This window comes from Arcobacter ellisii, assembly GCF_003544915.1.
Lineage (GTDB): Bacteria > Campylobacterota > Campylobacteria > Campylobacterales > Arcobacteraceae > Aliarcobacter > Aliarcobacter ellisii.
The window spans coordinates 1,237,941-1,255,317 of the sequence record NZ_CP032097.1 but is presented as its reverse complement, the minus strand read 5'-3'; the positions used below and the strand labels follow the sequence as shown (position 1 = coordinate 1,255,317).

Genomic DNA, 17,377 nt, shown 5'->3' with positions numbered 1-17,377 from the left:
ATATTTTATTTTAATATAGATAATTAATTGTCTATTTTATATTCATATTATTTTAATTTTACATTAATTTTAAATATATAATTCATTATATGTTTAAGGAGTGTAAATGAGTTCAAACGAAAAAACACCATTGGAAAGTTTTATATCTTATAAAGCAGATACAGGAATGCAATGTGGAAATTACTCTATTGATATTGCTAAACCAAAAGCTGGGGAACAATATAGATTTCATTTTGATGCAACAGCTTGTATTGGCTGTCACTGTTGTGAAGTTGCTTGTAATGAACAAAATAACAATAGTGCAGATGTAAAATGGAGAAGAGTTGGAGAGACTCAAAGTGGAATTTTCCCAAATGTAAAAAATCATTTTAACTCAATGTCTTGTAATCATTGTATTGACCCAGAGTGTTTAAAAGGTTGCCCTACAAATTCATATATAAAATTTGATAATGGAATTGTTTTTCATGATGATGATAGCTGTATTGGTTGTCAATACTGTACTTGGAATTGTCCTTATGAAGTTCCAGTTTTTAATAAAGATAGAGGAATAGTGACAAAATGTCATATGTGCCATGAAAAACTTGAAGTTGGACAAACTCCTGCTTGTGTTCAAGCTTGTCCATCAGGAGCAATTGCAATAGAAATTGTAAATGTAAAAGAGTGGTTAGAAGTTGATATGGCAAAACAAGGAGTTGCTCCAAATCTTCCTGATATTGAAATCACAAAACCAACAACTAGATACACTATAAATGAAACGCACGATATGACACCAGCTGATGCACATATTATAAAACCAAATCATAGTGAATGGCCATTGGTATTTATGACAGTTTTAACTCAAATCTCTTTTGGAGCTTTTTGTGCTGTATTATTAGGTGAAATAACAAATCTATTTGGATTTAATTTACCAAGTCCAAATATTTGGATGATGATAGCTATTTTTTTACCCTCACTCATTGGACTTCCACTTTCAGCACTTCATCTTGGACGACCAGCTCTTGCTATGACTGCAATGAAAAACATAAAAACTTCTTGGCTTTCAAGGGAAGCTTTGGCTTTAGCTTTATATACAAGTGGTTTAGTTTTACTAATAACTTTATACTTTTTTGAAATAAATCAAAAATTTAGATTTATAGTTGAGTTATTAGTTTTTGGTGCTGGAATTTATGGGATTTATGCCCAGTCAATGATTTATAGAATAAAAGCAAGACCTTCTTGGAATAAAAAAGAGACAACAAATATATTTTTTAATGTGGGATATATCGGTCTATTTTTAATCACATTTTTATTGATGTTAAATGAAAGCTACTCTTCTGCTTCAGTTTTATTGCCTTTTGGGATTTTTATAGGATTTTTACAATATGTTGAGTATTCAAAAGAGGTAGATTTTTATAAATACTTATCAAGTGAACATAAAAACTTTTATCAACTAAACAAAACAAAAATTTTGTATGAAACAAATTTCATAAAATTAAGAGATTATAGAAGAAATAGTATCTTTGTTGGAATATTTATTTTACCAATTTTAAGTATGTTATTTCTTGCTAGTCAAAACTATATACCTGCAATAATATTTTTAGTTTTATCAATACTTATATCTTTTTCAAGTGAAATAGTTTCAAGATTACTATTTTATAAAACAGCTGTTGCCCTTGGGCTTGCTGGAAATTTCTTTATGGGAAATCAAAGATGATAAATAAAATAAAAAACTTTTTAAACAAAGAGTTAAAAAATGAAAAATATGCACTTACAAATGATGAAAAATTTGGAAAAGTAGCACTTGAAAAAGCCCCTACTTCTTGGGTTCGTTCAACTTGTGGTTATTGTGGAGTTGGTTGTGGACTTTATATTGGTGTAAAAGATGGAAAACCAGTTTATACAAAAGGTGACCCAAAACATCCAGTAAATCAAGGAACACTTTGCCCAAAAGGATTAAGTGAACATGAAATAGTTAATAGTATAAATAGATATACAACTCCAATGATTAAAAAAAATAAAGAGTTAGTATCAACTTCTTGGGATGAAGTATTTAAAACAACAAGCCAAAAATTTAAAGAGATACAAGAAAAATATGGAAACACTGCAATTGGTGTTATTTCAACTGGACAACTTCTAACAGAAGAGTTTTATAGTTTAGGAAAATTTGTACAACTTGGACTAAAAACAAATAACTATTGTGGAAATACAACACTTTGTATGGCAAGTGCTGTTATGGGCTATAAACAAACTTTTGGAAGTGATGGACCAATTGGTGCTTACGAAGATTTTTCCCATGCTGATGTTATTATGTTAATTGGTGCAAATATAGCAGATAATCATCCTATTTTAAAACTTCATATAACAAAAAACAAAAAAACTACTGGTAAAAAACCTACAATCATAGTAGTTGACCCACGATTTTCAAAAACTGCAAATATGGCAGATATTTATGTTCCAATTTTACCAAGAAGTGACCTTGCACTTATAAATGGACTTTGTTACATTATTTTAGAGCAAGGTTGGGAAAATGAAAAATTTATTCTTGAGCGAACAACTGGATATAAAGAGTTCAAAAAACATATTTTTGAAAACTATAAACCACAAGATGTTTCAAATATCACTGGAATTGATGTAAAAGATTTATATGAACTTGCTCGTGTTTATGCAAAAGCTGAAAAAGCCACGAGTGCTTGGACTATGGGAGTAAATCAAAGCTCAATTGGAACTGATACAGTAAGTGCTATTTGTAATCTTGCACTTATTACTGGAAATATAGGACGACAAGGAGCAACTGCTTTATCAATTACTGGACAATGTAATGCTATGGGTACAAGAGAGACTGGATTTACCTCTTCACTTCCTGGATATAGAAACTTTGCAAGTTCGTATGACAGAGAAGAGTATGCGACACTTGTAAATGTTCCGTTAGAAGATGTACCAACTAAACGGGGTTATTCATATCCACAAATAATAGATGCAATTGATAGAGGTGAAATAAAAGCTTTATGGTTGGTTGCAACTAATCCTTTGATTTCATATCCAGACCAAAACAGACTAAGAAATGCTTTAAAAAAACTAGAGTTTTTAGTTGTTCAAGATGCTTTTAAAAGTGAAACTTCTCTTATAGCTGATGTTGTTTTTAGTGCTGCAACTTGGAGCGAAAAAGAAGGAACTTACACAAATAGTGAAAGAAGATGCAACTATGCAAAAAAAGCTGTTGAGCCTTTGGGTGAAACAAAAAGTGATTTTGATATTGTTTTAGAGTTTTCAAAATATTTTGAAAGTGTTAATGAAAAACTATTTCCTTCTTGGAGTGAACCAAAAGATGCTTTTAATGAGTGGAAAAAAGTAAGTGCAGGAAGACTTTGTGATTATTCAGGAATGAGTTATGAGTTGATTGAAGAACTTGGAGGAATTCAATGGCCTTGTAATGAAAAATATCCAAAAGGAAAAGCTAGGCTTTATGATGAAAAGATGCCTTGTCCAACTGATGATGGAAAAGCAAAACTTTTATGCCTTGATTGGAAACCTTTAGCTGAAACTTCTAATTGTGATTTTCCACTTATTTTAAACACAGGAAGAACTGTTGAACAATGGCATACAAGAACAAAAACAAAAACTATCTCTATTTTAAATGATTTAGCACCAGAAGCTTGGATAGAGATAAATCCAGCTGATGCTAAAAAACTTGAAGTTTCAAGCGGCGATAGAATAGATATTAGTTCAAGAAGAGGAAGAATAAATAATATCATAGTAAAAGAGTCACAAAATATTAGAGTTGGGACGATTTTTGTGCCATTTCATTTTAATGAACAACTAATAAATAGTATAACCATCGCTGATTTTGACCCAAAATCTTTTGAGCCAAATTTTAAACAATGTGCAGTGCAACTTCATAGTTTTAAAGTTCCTCAAGGTTTAAAACTAAAAAAAGAGGAAATTACCGCTCAAATAGAACATATGGTTATAAAAGAGGAGTTAAATATAAATCAAAATTCTTTTATTCAAGTAGAGAAATAACTCTTTGGTTCACTCAAATAAAAACCTTGTAGAAAATCAATATTCATATTTTTTACAATATCAAAAACCTCTTTTGAGTGAACATATTCAGCAACAGTTTTTGCATTTAACTCTTTTGCCATATTTACTATATTTTTTACTATTGTTTTTGATTCTTCACTAAGATTAATATTTTTAATTAAAGAGCCATCTATTTTGATAATTTCAGGTTTTAGTTTTAAAATATTTTCCATATTTGAATATCCACTTCCAAAATCATCAATAGCAATTTTACAACCTTTTGTTCTCACATAAGTTGTAAACTCTTTTACAACACTAAAATCTTCAATAAAATCAGATTCTAATATCTCAAAAATGATATTTTTTGGATTTTTATAACTATTGATTTTTTCATATAAAAACTTCATAAAAGCCTCATTTGCAATATCTTCATAGGAAAGATTTATACTAAATTCTATATCTTGATTAGAAAATAAAGCAAAGGTTTTATCAACCATAATTTTCATCATCTTTTCATATAATTTAATCTTTTTAGAAATTTCTAAATAAGGAAATACAGAAAAAACCTCTTTACTATTTGAATCAACCAATCTCATCAAAGATTCATATTTTTTTATTTTTAGAGTTTTAGTATCAAAAATTCCTTGAAGATAAGGCTCAATATTAGAGTTATCAACAACATTTTTTAGAAAAACTATCTCATTTAATAATTTACTTTGTTCCTCTTCTTGATATGAAATTGTCAAAATATCCAAATTTATATCTATGATTTTATCCACAGAAGATAAGACCTCATATTTTTTTTCTGTCAATAAAATATTTTTTACAAAACCTCTTACATAACTAAAAGCTGTATTTACATAATGAGCAGGTAAACCAATACGAACATGAATTTCACTAATCATATATAATTTTTCAAAATAACTCTTATCATATACACCACAAAATAGATTCAAATACCAATTTTCAATACCTATTTTATGTCTTTGAAGAATCTCTTGATTGTATAAAAACTTTCTTGCATAATCAAACTCTAAAATAAATTTATAAAAACCATCTAAAAACTCTTTAGAATAAATTTTTGTAATATTTTCTATCTCTTTTAAATTATTTGCATCTAAAGAGGTAAATTTATAGTGTTTTAGTAATCTTTTATAATCTTTTTTATTTGGATTTAGGACTTTCTTTTCTTTTAAATTCATGATTTGACCTTTAAATATTCTCTTTTCCTTCAAACTCTTTTTGATTTGCTGTATCTACGATTGTATTTGCAATATTTGAAGTTTTAATTGCTATATTATTTGCTTGCGATGAAACTTCAGCATTTGCTTTTATTTGTTGTTCTAAAATATTTATAGCACTATTTATTTGTACAATCCCAACTTGTTGTTCTTTTGAAATATCAGCAACACTACTTATTAACTCTATTGTTTTATCAATATTTGTATTTAAAACCGTATAACCTTCAATCATCTCATTTGCAATAGTTTTTCCATCATTTGCTTTTATATTTGCTGATTCCACAAGTTTTTTTATCTCATAAGCAGCTTGGGTACTTCTATTTGCAAGATTTCGCACCTCTTGTGCAACAACAGCAAATCCCAATCCTGCTTCTCCAGCAGTTGCTGCTTCAACTGCTGCATTTAGACTTAAAATATTTGTTTGAAAAGCTATTTGGTCGATGATTGTTATTGATTCATTAATAGCACTTACTTTTTCATTTATTTCATCCATAGCAGTTGTTGTTTTTTCTGCTAGATTTAAGCCCTCTTTTGAATAACCAATAACTGCATTTGCAAGACTTGACATTTGAATAGTTTGAGTTGAAGTTTTATCAACATTTTTAGTTATTTCACTTAATACTACAGATGTATCTTTTAGACTATTTGCTGCTTCATTTGATGATAAATTAAGTTTATCAACATTTGTTAATAAAATTTTAGATGAATTTTGAAGCGTTATACCATTTATTTTATTTTCAACTAACATTTGAGTAATCGCCTCTTTTAGTTTATTAATAGCTTCAACTAAATGTTGAAATTCTCCATTACTTGCAATTCTTTTTAGTTCTAATTTTTCTTTATAATCATAATTTGTATATTTTTCCAAAATAGAATTGATATTTAAAAAATGTTCTCTTGTTTCAATAATCATTTCATTAACACTTTTTTTAAACTCTTCAAGTGAATTATTTGAACTAATAGAAGTTATTGTTTGAGAATAAATTCCATGTTTTACTTGATTCATCACTATTTTAGCCTCTTCAATTAAAAGTGATTCTTCTTTTTCTTTTTCTAAAAGCTCTTTTTCTCTTTTGTCAATAACATCTTTTATTTCAGAATATTCACTTGCCATTGAAGTATTTATCTCAAAACTAACATTTTTATTATCCATATTTTTTAAAAAATTAACTAACTCTTTCGATAATAGTTTTCCATTTTTTCTCTCATCTAATTCATGCACAATTAAAGCTAAAGTAATAATAATTTGAACTATTTGAGAAATAGTAGAAGTTGTAAATAAAATAGCATTTAATGGAAGTATTATTATTCCTAAATAATGCACTATGGTCATTCTTAAATATAATGATTTTAAATTAAACATTTTTTTCCTTTATGATTTTCAACAAGGAATTATATTAAATTAGGACAAACTTTATCTTGATTATAATCAATTCTATATATTTTATGTAAAAATAAGTTTTAAATCTGATATTCATTTTATTTAAAATCATATTTTCATATTTTTAATTTAATATTAAGAATAATGAATAATTTATATACAATTTAAAAATCACAAAATTTTCACTTTATGCAATAATTTAACTATAAGAATTAAAGGAAATAAAGTGAAAGAAAAATTAGTCGTAATTGGAAATGGAATGAGTGGTTTACGAACCATTGAGGATTTACTTGAACTAACAAATGACAAGTACAATATAACTATTTATGGTGATGAGCCATATTTCAACTATAATAGAATAATGCTTTCATATATTCTATCAAATGAAAAAACTTTTGAAGATACAATTATAAATCATCATAGTTGGTATGAACAAAACAATATCACTTTAAATAAAGGTGATAAAGTAATTTCAATCAATAAAGAAGAAAAAACTATTACAAGTGCTAGTGGAAAAGTTGAATCTTATGACAAACTTCTAATTGCAACTGGTTCACTTGCTTTTATTCCTAAAACTACTGGAAGTAATCTAAAAAATGTAATTGCATTTAGAACAAAAGCTGATGTGGACACGATTTTAGAAACTATAGATAAATCAAAAACTGCTATAGTTGTTGGTGGTGGTTTACTTGGACTTGAAGCTGCTTATGGAATTGCAAAACATGGAATTAAAACTGTTTTAGTTCATAGAAGTAGCTCAATTCTTTCTCAACAACTTGATTCTACAGGTGGAAAACTTTTACAAAAAAATCTTGAATCTTATGGAATAGAGTTTAAACTAAATACAACTGTAACACAAATTGATGGTAAAAATGAAGTAGAAATTGTTAAATTTAGTGATGGAAGTGTTGTTGAATCAAATCTTCTGATTTTTGCAACGGGAATTATTCCAAATAAAAATTTAGCAATAGAGGCAGGAATTGAAGTAAATAAAGGAATTGTTGTAAATGATTTTTTACAAACAAGTGATGAAAATATTTTTGCTATTGGAGAGTGTGTTGAACATAAAGGAAATACTTATGGTTTAGTTGCTCCTTTATACGAACAAGCAAAAGTTTTAGCTAAATATTTAGCACAAGTTAAAACAGAAGCTTACAATGGCTCAACTCTATCAACAAGACTTAAAATCTCAGGAGTTGACCTATTTAGTGCAGGAGATTATTTAGGTGATGAAACAACTGAAGATTTAATTTTACTTGATGAAAAAGTTGGAATTTATAAAAAATTAGTAATTTACAACAATAAAATTATTGGTATGGTTTTATATGGAGATACAGCTGATGCTTCTTGGTATTTAAAACTATTAAAAGAAGAGACAGATATTACAGAACTTAGAACAAAAATTCTTTTTGGTAAATCAGCACTTAGTGGCGATAGTGGTCATGGTGGAAATGATATAAATAGTATGAGTGATGATGAAGAAGTTTGTGGATGTAACGGGGTTTGTAAAGGCGATATTGTAAGAGCTATAAAAGAAAAAGATTTAAAATCACTCTCTGATGTAAAATCTTGTACAAAAGCTGGTGCTTCTTGTGGCTCTTGTAGTGGTTTGGTTGAACAAATTTTAGTAAATACTTTAGGTGATGAATATAATGCAATTGAAGAGGGAATTTGTTCTTGTACAACTTTAGGACACAAAGAGATTAAACTAGCTATTAATGAAGGTGACTTTGAAACTGTTTATGATGTATTTAAAAAACTATCTTGGAAAACAAGTGATGGTTGTGCAAAATGTAGACCAGCCGTAAACTACTACTTACTTGTAAAATACAACGATGATAAATATAAAAACGATAAAAGAAGTGCTTTAGTAAACGATAGAATGTTTGCAAATATCCAAAAAGATGGAACTTATTCAGTAGTTCCAAGAATTTGGGGAGGATTAACAACTCCACAAGAGTTAAAAGATATAGCAAATATTGCAGTTAAATATGATGTTCCAACAGTTAAATTTACAGGTGGTCAAAGACTTGATATGCTTGGAGTTAAAAAAGAGCAATTAGAGCCTATGTGGAAAGACCTAAATGATTGTGGTTTTGTTTCAGGTCAAGCTTATGCAAAAGGTTTAAGAACTGTAAAAACTTGTGTTGGAAATACTTATTGTAGATTTGGAACTCAAGATTCTATGAATATGGGAGTTCTTTTGGAAAAAATCACTTGGGGAAGTTGGACTCCACACAAATATAAACTTGCAGTTTCAGGATGTCCAAGAAACTGTGCAGAAGCTACTATCAAAGATTTTGGTATTGTTGGAGTTGATTCAGGATGGGAAATTCATATTGCTGGAAATGGTGGTATAAAGGTGCGAGTTACTGATTTACTTTGTAAAGTGGAAACAGATGAAGAGTTAATCCAATATACAAAAGCATTTATGCAATTTTATAGAGAAGATGCTTTTTATTTAGAAAGAACTGCCCATTGGGTTGAGCGAGTTGGTCTTCAATATGTAAAAGATGTAATTTTAAATAAAGAAAAAAGAGAGTTTTATGCTTCTCGTTTTGAAGAGTCACAAAAATCTGCACAAGTTGACCCTTGGGCAAAAGCAATAGAAGATGGATTTACAAAAGAGTTTTCATCAATTGTTATTAATCCAGAAGAATCTTTTAGTTTTGAAGCAAAGGAGATATAGTTATGAAAAAATGGTACAAAATAACAACACTTGAAGAAATCCCTTTTATGGGTTCAAGAGTAGTAGAAATTGGTGAGTTAGAAATTGCAATTTTTAAAACAAAAGATGATTCAATCTTTGCAGTTAATAATACTTGTCCACACAAAAAAGGAAAACTAAGTGAAGGATTAGTTCATGAACATATTGTAACTTGCCCACTTCATAACTGGAATATAGATTTAAAAAGTGGTGAAGCTTTAGGAAATGACCATGGTTGCACAAATATCTATGAAACAAAAATTGTTGAAAACATAATCTATTTAGGAATTTAAAATGGAAACTAAAGTTTATCTAACTGGTGCAGGTCCTGGAGATATTGAATTACTTACATTAAAAGCAGCTAGAGTTATAAGTGAAGCAGATGTAATAATCTATGATAAATTAGCAAATCCAGAGATTTTAAAAATGGCAAAAAAAGATTGTGAATTTATTTTTGTAGGAAAAGAGAGCGGTAATCATAGTGTGCCACAAGAAGAGATAAACGAAATTATTTATCAATGTGCATTAAAATATAAAAATGTAGTAAGATTAAAAGGTGGTGATCCTTTTGTATTTGGAAGGGGTGGAGAAGAAGCAATTTATCTTCATCAAAGAGAAATAAAATTTGAAATAATTCCAGGAATTAGCTCAAGTGTAGCAGTTCCAGCTTATGCTGGAATTCCAGTAACTCACAGAGGAATTACAACCTCTTTTAGAGTTGTAACAGCCCATGAAACACCAAATAAAAAAATCTCCCAACTAGAATGGGAAACTTTTTTAAATGAGGAAACAATAGTTTTTTTAATGGGTTTACATAATATAAATCTTATTACTTCAAAACTAAGGAGTCTAGGAAAAAGAAAAGATTATCCTTGTGCTGTTATTTCAAGAGGAACAACAAAAGAGCAAAAAGTAGTTATTGGAACATTAGAAGATATTACAGAAAAAGCAAAAGATTTACCAACTCCTGCAATTATAGTTGTAGGAGAAGTTGTAAACTTGCGAGATGAAATTAAATGGTTTGATTAAAATTTATCATCAAAAATAATAGAGAAACATGCTCCTATATATTGTTTTTGATTATAAGTAAAAGCTTCATTATAAATTTCAATTATACCTTTATGTCTTTCTCTTACAATTTTATCAACAATTGTAAGACCAAGTCCTGTTCCTTGAGATTTATGTTTTGTTGTAAAATATGGCTCTAAAACTTTTGAAATAATTGATTCATCAATTCCACCACCACTATCTAAAAAACTTATTACCAATCTATTTTTATCAAGTTTTTTTGTTTTTATAAAAATTAATCTATCCTCTTCATTTTTATCTTTTAAAACATCTTTACTATTTGAAATAATATTTAAAAAGGCTTCTGTTAATTCATTTTTATTTCCATATATTTTTAAATCTGCTTCAATATCTAAAACCAATTTTATAAAATTATTATGTAAAGATGCATGTGTAAGATTTAATGTATTTTCTAAAATCTCTTTTATACTTATCTCTTTATATGATTTATCCTCTTTTATAAAATCCCTAAAATTATCTATTGTATTTGATAAATATGGAATGACCCCGAAGTAGTAGACACTTTTTTAATCAGTTAACACCTCAGGTTGAGTAACATTTTCATTGTACCTTTTCTCAAATTCATTTGGACTTATAAAACCTAAATAACTATGTCTTCTTTTTGAATTATAAAACATCTCAATATATTCAAATATTTTATCTCTTGCTTCTTCTCTTGTTCTAAAAATGGTTTTTCTTACTAACTCTTTTTTTAATGTTTTAAAAAAACTTTCTGCAACTGCATTATCATAACAATTTCCTCTTCTACTCATACTTGGTGTGATGTTATGATGTTTTAAAAAAGTTTTATATTCATATGAGCTATATTGACTCCCTTGATCTGAATGTAAAATTACTCCATCTTTTGGAATTCTATATTTAGTATTTTTTAATGCTTGAATTATTAAATCTGTTGTAATTCTATGACTTGTTGCCCATCCTATAATTTTCCTTGAAAATAAATCTAAGATAATTGCAAGATATATCCATCCTTCATGAGTTCTTATATAAGTTATATCACTTACCCATGATTCATTTGGAGTTTGTGATATAAAACATTGTTTTAAATGATTTGGATGAGCTTTATGAATTGAACCTGCTTTATACTTAGGTCTTCTTTTATAATTTCCTATTCCACAAAGTTTTGCTTCTTTCATTAATCTTGCAACTCTTTTTTTATTTACATGAATATTTGAAGCTTTCAAATCCTTATGAATATTTCTATAACCATAAATTCCATTTGATTCTTTATATGCTTTTTTTATTTCAATAAGAAGTTCTTGATTCTCTTTTTCAAGATTTGAAATAGGTTGTTTTAACCATTTATAATACCCACTTGGATGAACTTTTAACACAGTACACATTCTTCTTATTGTGTACTGTATTTCATGCACTTTAATAAATGCGTACTTTAATTTGGGTTGCTTGCAAAGTACGCTGCGGCCTTTTTTAATATATCTCGTTCTTCTGTAACTCTTTTTAGCTCTTTTTGTAATCTTTTTATTTCAGCTTGTGTATCTTGAAACTTTTTTGTTTCTACTTCTGCTTCAGGTGATTGGTACTTTCTTATCCAATTTCTCAAAGAATCATGATGTACACCTAATCTCTCAGCTGTTTCAACAATCCCATATCCATTCTCAACAACTTGTTTTACAGCATCCCTTCTAAACTCTTCACTATATTCTCTTCTTCCCATTTTTAATTCCTTCAATTATTTACAATTTTCTCTAAATTGTTATATTAATTAACTGAATTATTTTATGTCTATATTTTTGGGGTCATTCCAAATAATAATTTTTAAAAATACTATTTTCAAATTTAAAACTCCATATTTTTATAATATAATAATATCTAAAAGTAATAAAAAATAATATAAAGTTTTATAAGTTTCTATAAATAGTTATTAATTCATTTTTATCAATTTTGTGATTTGCGTTATATGGGAATTTATCAATTTTTATAATATCAGAAGGAACCATATAATAAGGAAGAGTTTTTGAAACTTCTGTTTTTAAAATCTCTGTATTAATATCTGTTTTACAAATAATAAATGTAATTAATTTTACAACTTCGTTTCCTCTTTTTAAAGGAATAGTTATAGCTTCATTTATAAACTCATTATTTGTAAACTCTTTATCAATTTCACCTAATTCTATTCTAAATCCATGAAGTTTTATTAGCTCATCTTTTCTATTTGCAAAAAACAACAAATTATCTTCAAAATATCCAAAATCTCCCGTTCTAAAACTTCTTTTTTCATATTTTTTTTCAAATTTTTGTTTATTTAACTCTTCATTTTTAAAATATCCAATAGATACATTATCTCCAACGATTTCCATCTCTCCAATATTTTCTTGGTCAATATCCAATAAATTTATAGTTGTTCCTTTTTTTACATATCCAACAGGTAAACTTTTAGGGTATTTTTCTAAAATTTCAGAAGTAATTTCTACTATTGTTGTAGCAACAGTAGCTTCTGTTGGACCATACGTATTTAAAACTTTTGAATTAGAAAAACTATTTTTTATTCTTTTTACAGTTGTTGCTGGTAAAACTTCTCCACAAAAAATAAAAGTTTCTAAATTTTTTAAATTATTAGTTGTAAATTCGCTTGAAAGTAAAAGTTTACTAATAAATGAAGGCGTTGAAACCCAAACACTACAAGCATATTTTTTTAATCTCTCCATATAATCAATATGGTTTTCAATTGTTTCTCTACTATTTAAAACTATTGTTCCACCAAAACTTAAAAAACCAACCAATTCATAAACTGATAAATCAAAACTAAAAGGAGCTTGATTCATAAAAACTGAATCAGATTGAAGACCAAAATCAGCCTTTAACCATTTATCAAAATTATTTAAAGCACTTTTTGTTATTTGAACTCCCTTAGGTTCTCCTGTACTTCCAGAAGTAAAAATAATATAAATGATTTGATCATCTAAAAAATAGTTTGTATTTATATTTTCTTTATTAAACTCTATTTCATTTATTGTTGTATCAATTACAATTGAAGAGTTAACTATATTTTTTATTTTTTCAACTCTTTGTTTTGGATAAATTGTATCAATTGGAATGTATGGATAACCTAAACTCATACAAGCAACCATACTTACAATAAATTCAACTTCTTTATGTCCATAAATAATTATAGGATGACCTTTAGGAAGATTATATTTTAAAAGTTCATTTTTTAAAAGTTCAACCTCTTTTTTAAATTCAATCCAAGTTAAATCTTTATTACTCCCACAAACAGCTAACTTTTGAATATCTTTATCACACTCAAGAAAATCTAAAATCTCTAAATCAAATCTCATAAAGGAACCCTTCCACTAAAAAAATATAAAGCAAAAACAGCAGCATTTATCATCAAAAATCTTTTTAAATTAATACTAATTATTTCAGGAAAAAATGTAAAATAATCATATCCACCCTTTTTTACATATAAAACATAAGCATTATGAATACTTGAATAAATTCCAAATAAAAATCCACTAAATATAAAATACCAAGTTAAACCATTCCACATTCCCATAAGTAAAAAAGTGCAAATAATTGCGATATTTTGAATAAGTAATTTTCTATTTTTTAAATACTTAAATTTATGTAAATATTTATATAAAGGTTTAAAGAAATAATCTGTTAACCAAGTTCCTAAAGTAATATGAAATCTTCTCCAAAAATCTTGTGGATTTGGTGCTAAATATGGATGATTAAAATTCATTGGTGTAAAAATTCCAATCATATAACTCAAACCTACTGCCATCGCACTGTATCCAGCAAAATCAAAAAATAGATATGTTGTATATGAATATGCACTATTTATCATATCAATTAAGTTTGTACTATTTTCATCTATTTTTGATAACCAAAACATAGCTACTAATTCAGCAATTACAAACTTAAATAAAACACCAATAACTAAAATATCCCAACCTTTACCAATATTTGATAAGGTTAAATTTTCATACCCTTTTTTTAAATCTTCTTGAAATCTATATGACCTATCAATTGGTCCTGCAAGAAGTGTTGTTGGAAAAAGTAAAAAAGATGTAAACTCCATAAAAGAGAGTTTTCCATAGTTATGACTATCAACAATTGCTTGTATAGTTCTAAAAGTTATATATGAAATTCCTATAATCTTAAAAATTGGGTCTATTTCCAATTTATGTAAAATCATAGGAAATGCAATTACAATCATAGGAAAAATCGTTTCTTGATAATTGTTTGATACAAAAATTGTATAAATTATATAAACATACAAAAGTAATATAAAAAGTTCATAAGATTCAGGAACACAAAAATATATATAAATAACAACAGCTAAAAACATAACTATTTTATATGAAACAAATTTATTTAAAATATTTTTAAATAGATGTAAAAATATAACAAAAATGAAACTTATTATAAAAAAACCTATTCCAGAGAAAGGTAAAAAACTCTCCATTAAAATTCCTCATATACAAATTCTACTTCTGAATCTGTATCTTTTCCGTTTAAATCACTAATATTTTTATCTATTGATATAAAAAGTATTCCTATTATCAATAAAAAATAGATTACAAAATTTTTGAAGAAATATCCCAATTAAATTCCCTTATTGCATAAAATGTTCAATTATTTTTTGGTTAACTTTTACCCAACCTAATTCTCCAAGATGAACTGAATCTGTTAGAACTCCAAACTCATAATCCTCTTTTTTATAAGACCACATATCAAAATATTCAAAACCTTTTTCTTCAACTTTTGATTTTATTAAAGAGACCAAAATATTCATCTCTTCCCTATTTTTAGCAAAAATATAAGGATTTAAGTCTTGCATAATAAAAAGTGGTTTTATTTTATAGTTTTGTAATAATTCTAATAAAAGTAAAAAATCTTTATACTCTTGATTTTCTTCAATTTTAGGCAAAATTATAGTAAATGGGAAATACTCTTTATTTACAGTTGGCTCTATAAATTTTGTATAATTATCATTATTTATTCCAAAACTATTATTGTTTGAAGGTAATTCAAAATTTTTAGCTTCAATTTTTAAAGCTTCATAATCAAATTTTGGTTTTTGATAACTTACTGTTTGAGATATTTTATTTCTGTTCTCATAAACATTGATTATGAATTTTTTTATTTGATTATCAAAATAATTTTCTTTAAATTCTTCAAAAGTATGAGTATAAATATAACCTGGTTCTTTTATAAGGTTAAAATTTTTTCTTACGTATTCATTTATTAAAATCTTAAATTTATCATCTACACTACTTTGAAAATAGAGCTTATTCATCATTCCTGGATACATATATTCTAAAAATTTTGGAATTTTTGTACCATTATCACTATTTCCAGTAAACCAACTTGGAGATAAAAGTATTACAACTTTTGCATTTTCTTTTACTTTTTCATTTTCTAATGCAGCTAATTGAGAAAGTATTACAAACTCTTGATGTCCTTCATTTCCTTGAACTCTCAAAGGAAGTTTTAAATCATTGTTAAAATAATTTTGAGGAATAAATTTTTGGTTACTATTTAATAATTCAGATGAGCCAAAAACAACAATTTTTCCACTCTCTAAATCACTTTGTAACTCATTTGTTTTTTTTAGTGATTCTAAAGATTTATCATAATAATTTAAAATTTCATTCTTAAATAAAAAAACTCCTATTCCAACTATAAAAGTTGAAATAAGTAAAGCAAAAACATTTATAAAAAATTTATTCACTAAATTCTACTTTTTATATAATTTGCTAATTTATCAATACTATCAAAATTACTCTCTATAATATCTCTTGTATCTATTTTGATATTAAACTCTTCTTCTAACATCATAGCCAAATCAACTGTACCCATACTATCTATTAAATTAGATGTATATAATGCTTCATCATCTGTAACTTTTTTAAAAGCTATCTCTTCAACTAAAGGCCTAATTCTTTCAAGAATTTCCATAAATTTATTCTCCTAGATTTATTAAAATACTTTACAAAAAGTACTTCATAAAAAATTGAATGACATTATAATAAATTATTGGAGTTATTGAACAAAAAAATATACAAAAGGTAAATAAATAAACAGAAAAGAGAAAGTAGGTAAACCAATAAGCCGCGTTTTGTTTTTAAGACAATAATTTATCTAGTTACTAAATTACTTTAGTAATCTTGCGAAGACCAAAAAAGTGTGAAGGAATTACCTAGTCTTCTTGCTGCAGGTTGGGTTTACAAAGCCATTAAGATTACTCAAAATGCTGGTAGGCTCTTACTCTACCGTTTCACCATCACCAAAAAATTGGCTGTCTACTCTCTGTTGCACTATCCCTTAGGTTACCCTAGCCATTATTTAAATGGAACCATTCTTCACAGCAGCCCGGACTTTCCTCTTGAATACTCAAGCTATTGTCTGGTTTACCTGTGAAATTATAGCTTTTAATTCTTAAAATCTATTTTTTTATAATATCGTAAGAGTCTGGTACTTCAAACTTAAATATCTCATCAGAAATATCACTATTTTGTACCACATTTGAAAATTTAATGTCAACACTATTTTCTAATTTATCTTTATAAGTAATCTCTTGAATTTTATCATTTGAAGTTTTAATTAAATAATCAACATCATCTATATTTGTTATATAGTTATTTTCACTACTTTTTTTAGAACTATTTAAAAGTTTTATGATATTTATTTCACTATCTAACTGTGTAAATATGGCCTGTTCTAACTCTGGTTCATCAACTATTGCAAAATCATTATTTATGTAAACATTTTTTACAACTGGTGTTTCATATTTCCATAAAATTTTTCCACTTTTTTTGATAAAAACTTCACCTTTGTATTCAATTACATTTTTTGAACTAGAAGTAATAACTTGTGTAAAACTAGCTTTAAAAGAATCCAAATTTCGAATATCACTAGAAGCTATACAAGTAATACTGAAGAATGCTAAAAAAATTAGCGATTTATAAAACATACTTTAACCTTTTTTTTTAT

General features: G+C 26.9%; 15 protein-coding genes and 1 other RNA gene. 5 read left to right on the top strand and 11 right to left on the bottom strand.

Going from position 1 to position 17,377, the window contains the following annotated elements; all coding sequences use genetic code 11:
* Window positions 1-106: 106 nt before the first annotated feature.
* Both AELL_RS06460 and AELL_RS06455 read left to right on the top strand, forming a co-directional pair.
* The gene (locus AELL_RS06460; RefSeq protein WP_118917156.1) at window positions 107-1,693 is read left to right on the top strand and encodes a DmsC/YnfH family molybdoenzyme membrane anchor subunit; all 1,587 of its coding nucleotides are present in this window, start codon (window positions 107-109) and stop codon (window positions 1,691-1,693) included.
* Window positions 1,690-3,999 (top strand): molybdopterin oxidoreductase family protein, encoded by a 2,310-nt coding sequence (locus AELL_RS06455; RefSeq protein ID WP_118917155.1) that lies wholly within the window; start codon window positions 1,690-1,692, stop codon window positions 3,997-3,999. The genes AELL_RS06460 and AELL_RS06455 overlap by 4 nt, the downstream gene beginning before the upstream one ends.
* On the opposite strand, the gene AELL_RS06450 is transcribed toward AELL_RS06455, so the two are convergent.
* Window positions 3,984-5,201: an EAL domain-containing protein gene (locus AELL_RS06450; RefSeq protein WP_118917154.1), complete on the bottom strand. Its 1,218-nt coding sequence runs from the start codon at window positions 5,199-5,201 to the stop codon at window positions 3,984-3,986. The two genes, AELL_RS06455 and AELL_RS06450, sit on opposite strands and share 16 nt — an antisense overlap.
* 10 nt (window positions 5,202-5,211) lie before the next feature.
* Window positions 5,212-6,603: a methyl-accepting chemotaxis protein gene (locus AELL_RS06445; protein ID WP_118917153.1), complete on the bottom strand. Its 1,392-nt coding sequence runs from the start codon at window positions 6,601-6,603 to the stop codon at window positions 5,212-5,214.
* A 244-nt stretch (window positions 6,604-6,847) separates the two neighbouring features.
* Between AELL_RS06445 and nirB the strand changes: the two genes are divergently transcribed.
* From nirB to cobA, 3 genes are read left to right on the top strand one after another with little or no spacing between them, the layout of a single operon-like run.
* Complete coding sequence (gene nirB, locus AELL_RS06440; protein ID WP_118917152.1) at window positions 6,848-9,310, top strand: nitrite reductase large subunit NirB; 2,463 nt, start codon at window positions 6,848-6,850, stop codon at window positions 9,308-9,310.
* 2 nt (window positions 9,311-9,312) lie between these two features.
* The gene (nirD, locus tag AELL_RS06435) at window positions 9,313-9,621 is read left to right on the top strand and encodes a nitrite reductase small subunit NirD (protein WP_118917151.1); all 309 of its coding nucleotides are present in this window, start codon (window positions 9,313-9,315) and stop codon (window positions 9,619-9,621) included.
* A gap of 1 nt (window position 9,622) precedes the next feature.
* Window positions 9,623-10,357: a uroporphyrinogen-III C-methyltransferase gene (cobA, locus tag AELL_RS06430; protein ID WP_118917150.1), complete on the top strand. Its 735-nt coding sequence runs from the start codon at window positions 9,623-9,625 to the stop codon at window positions 10,355-10,357.
* Here the strand turns inward: cobA and AELL_RS06425 are convergent.
* From AELL_RS06425 to lolA, 9 genes are all read right to left on the bottom strand, one after another.
* Entirely contained in the window at window positions 10,354-10,758 is a 405-nt protein-coding gene (locus AELL_RS06425; protein ID WP_164967233.1) for a sensor histidine kinase, read from the bottom strand. The genes cobA and AELL_RS06425 overlap by 4 nt on opposite strands.
* A 165-nt stretch (window positions 10,759-10,923) precedes the next feature.
* A protein-coding gene (locus tag AELL_RS06420; RefSeq protein ID WP_429697570.1) for an IS3 family transposase occupies window positions 10,924-12,092 on the bottom strand; the annotation gives its coding sequence in 2 pieces (ribosomal slippage) (window positions 10,924-11,840 and window positions 11,840-12,092; 1,170 coding nt in all).
* 184 nt (window positions 12,093-12,276) lie between these two features.
* Window positions 12,277-13,713 (bottom strand): AMP-binding protein, encoded by a 1,437-nt coding sequence (locus tag AELL_RS06415; protein WP_118917148.1) that lies wholly within the window; start codon window positions 13,711-13,713, stop codon window positions 12,277-12,279.
* Window positions 13,710-14,846: an MBOAT family O-acyltransferase gene (locus AELL_RS06410; protein ID WP_118917147.1), complete on the bottom strand. Its 1,137-nt coding sequence runs from the start codon at window positions 14,844-14,846 to the stop codon at window positions 13,710-13,712. Before AELL_RS06410 ends, AELL_RS06415 begins: the two co-directional genes overlap by 4 nt.
* Window positions 14,846-14,986 (bottom strand): hypothetical protein, encoded by a 141-nt coding sequence (locus AELL_RS14250; protein ID WP_164967269.1) that lies wholly within the window; start codon window positions 14,984-14,986, stop codon window positions 14,846-14,848. Before AELL_RS14250 ends, AELL_RS06410 begins: the two co-directional genes overlap by 1 nt.
* 10 nt (window positions 14,987-14,996) lie before the next feature.
* The gene (locus AELL_RS06405) at window positions 14,997-16,115 is read right to left on the bottom strand and encodes a D-alanyl-lipoteichoic acid biosynthesis protein DltD (protein WP_118917146.1); all 1,119 of its coding nucleotides are present in this window, start codon (window positions 16,113-16,115) and stop codon (window positions 14,997-14,999) included.
* Window positions 16,115-16,342, bottom strand: coding sequence for an acyl carrier protein (locus AELL_RS06400; RefSeq protein WP_118917145.1), 228 nt, complete (start codon window positions 16,340-16,342; stop codon window positions 16,115-16,117). The genes AELL_RS06405 and AELL_RS06400 overlap by 1 nt, the downstream gene beginning before the upstream one ends.
* A gap of 133 nt (window positions 16,343-16,475) precedes the next feature.
* Window positions 16,476-16,801: RNase P RNA component class A (gene rnpB, locus AELL_RS06395), an RNA gene on the bottom strand.
* Window positions 16,802-16,829: 28 nt separating this feature from the next.
* Window positions 16,830-17,357: a LolA-like outer membrane lipoprotein chaperone gene (gene lolA, locus AELL_RS06390; RefSeq protein WP_118917144.1), complete on the bottom strand. Its 528-nt coding sequence runs from the start codon at window positions 17,355-17,357 to the stop codon at window positions 16,830-16,832.
* Window positions 17,358-17,377: the final 20 nt, after the last annotated feature.

Excerpts from the sequence above, each read along its gene's own strand:
- AELL_RS06460 (WP_118917156.1), top strand. The coding sequence starts at position 107 with ATGAGTTCAAACGAAAAAACACCATTGGAAAGTTTTATATCTTATAAA.
- AELL_RS06455 (WP_118917155.1), top strand. The coding sequence starts at position 1,690 with ATGATAAATAAAATAAAAAACTTTTTAAACAAAGAGTTAAAAAATGAA.
- AELL_RS06450 (WP_118917154.1), bottom strand. The coding sequence starts at position 5,201 with ATGAATTTAAAAGAAAAGAAAGTCCTAAATCCAAATAAAAAAGATTAT.
- AELL_RS06445 (WP_118917153.1), bottom strand. The coding sequence starts at position 6,603 with ATGTTTAATTTAAAATCATTATATTTAAGAATGACCATAGTGCATTAT.
- nirD (WP_118917151.1), top strand. The coding sequence starts at position 9,313 with ATGAAAAAATGGTACAAAATAACAACACTTGAAGAAATCCCTTTTATG.
- cobA (WP_118917150.1), top strand. The coding sequence starts at position 9,623 with ATGGAAACTAAAGTTTATCTAACTGGTGCAGGTCCTGGAGATATTGAA.
- AELL_RS06415 (WP_118917148.1), bottom strand. The coding sequence starts at position 13,713 with ATGAGATTTGATTTAGAGATTTTAGATTTTCTTGAGTGTGATAAAGAT.
- AELL_RS06410 (WP_118917147.1), bottom strand. The coding sequence starts at position 14,846 with ATGGAGAGTTTTTTACCTTTCTCTGGAATAGGTTTTTTTATAATAAGT.
- AELL_RS06400 (WP_118917145.1), bottom strand. The coding sequence starts at position 16,342 with ATGGAAATTCTTGAAAGAATTAGGCCTTTAGTTGAAGAGATAGCTTTT.
- lolA (WP_118917144.1), bottom strand. The coding sequence starts at position 17,357 with ATGTTTTATAAATCGCTAATTTTTTTAGCATTCTTCAGTATTACTTGT.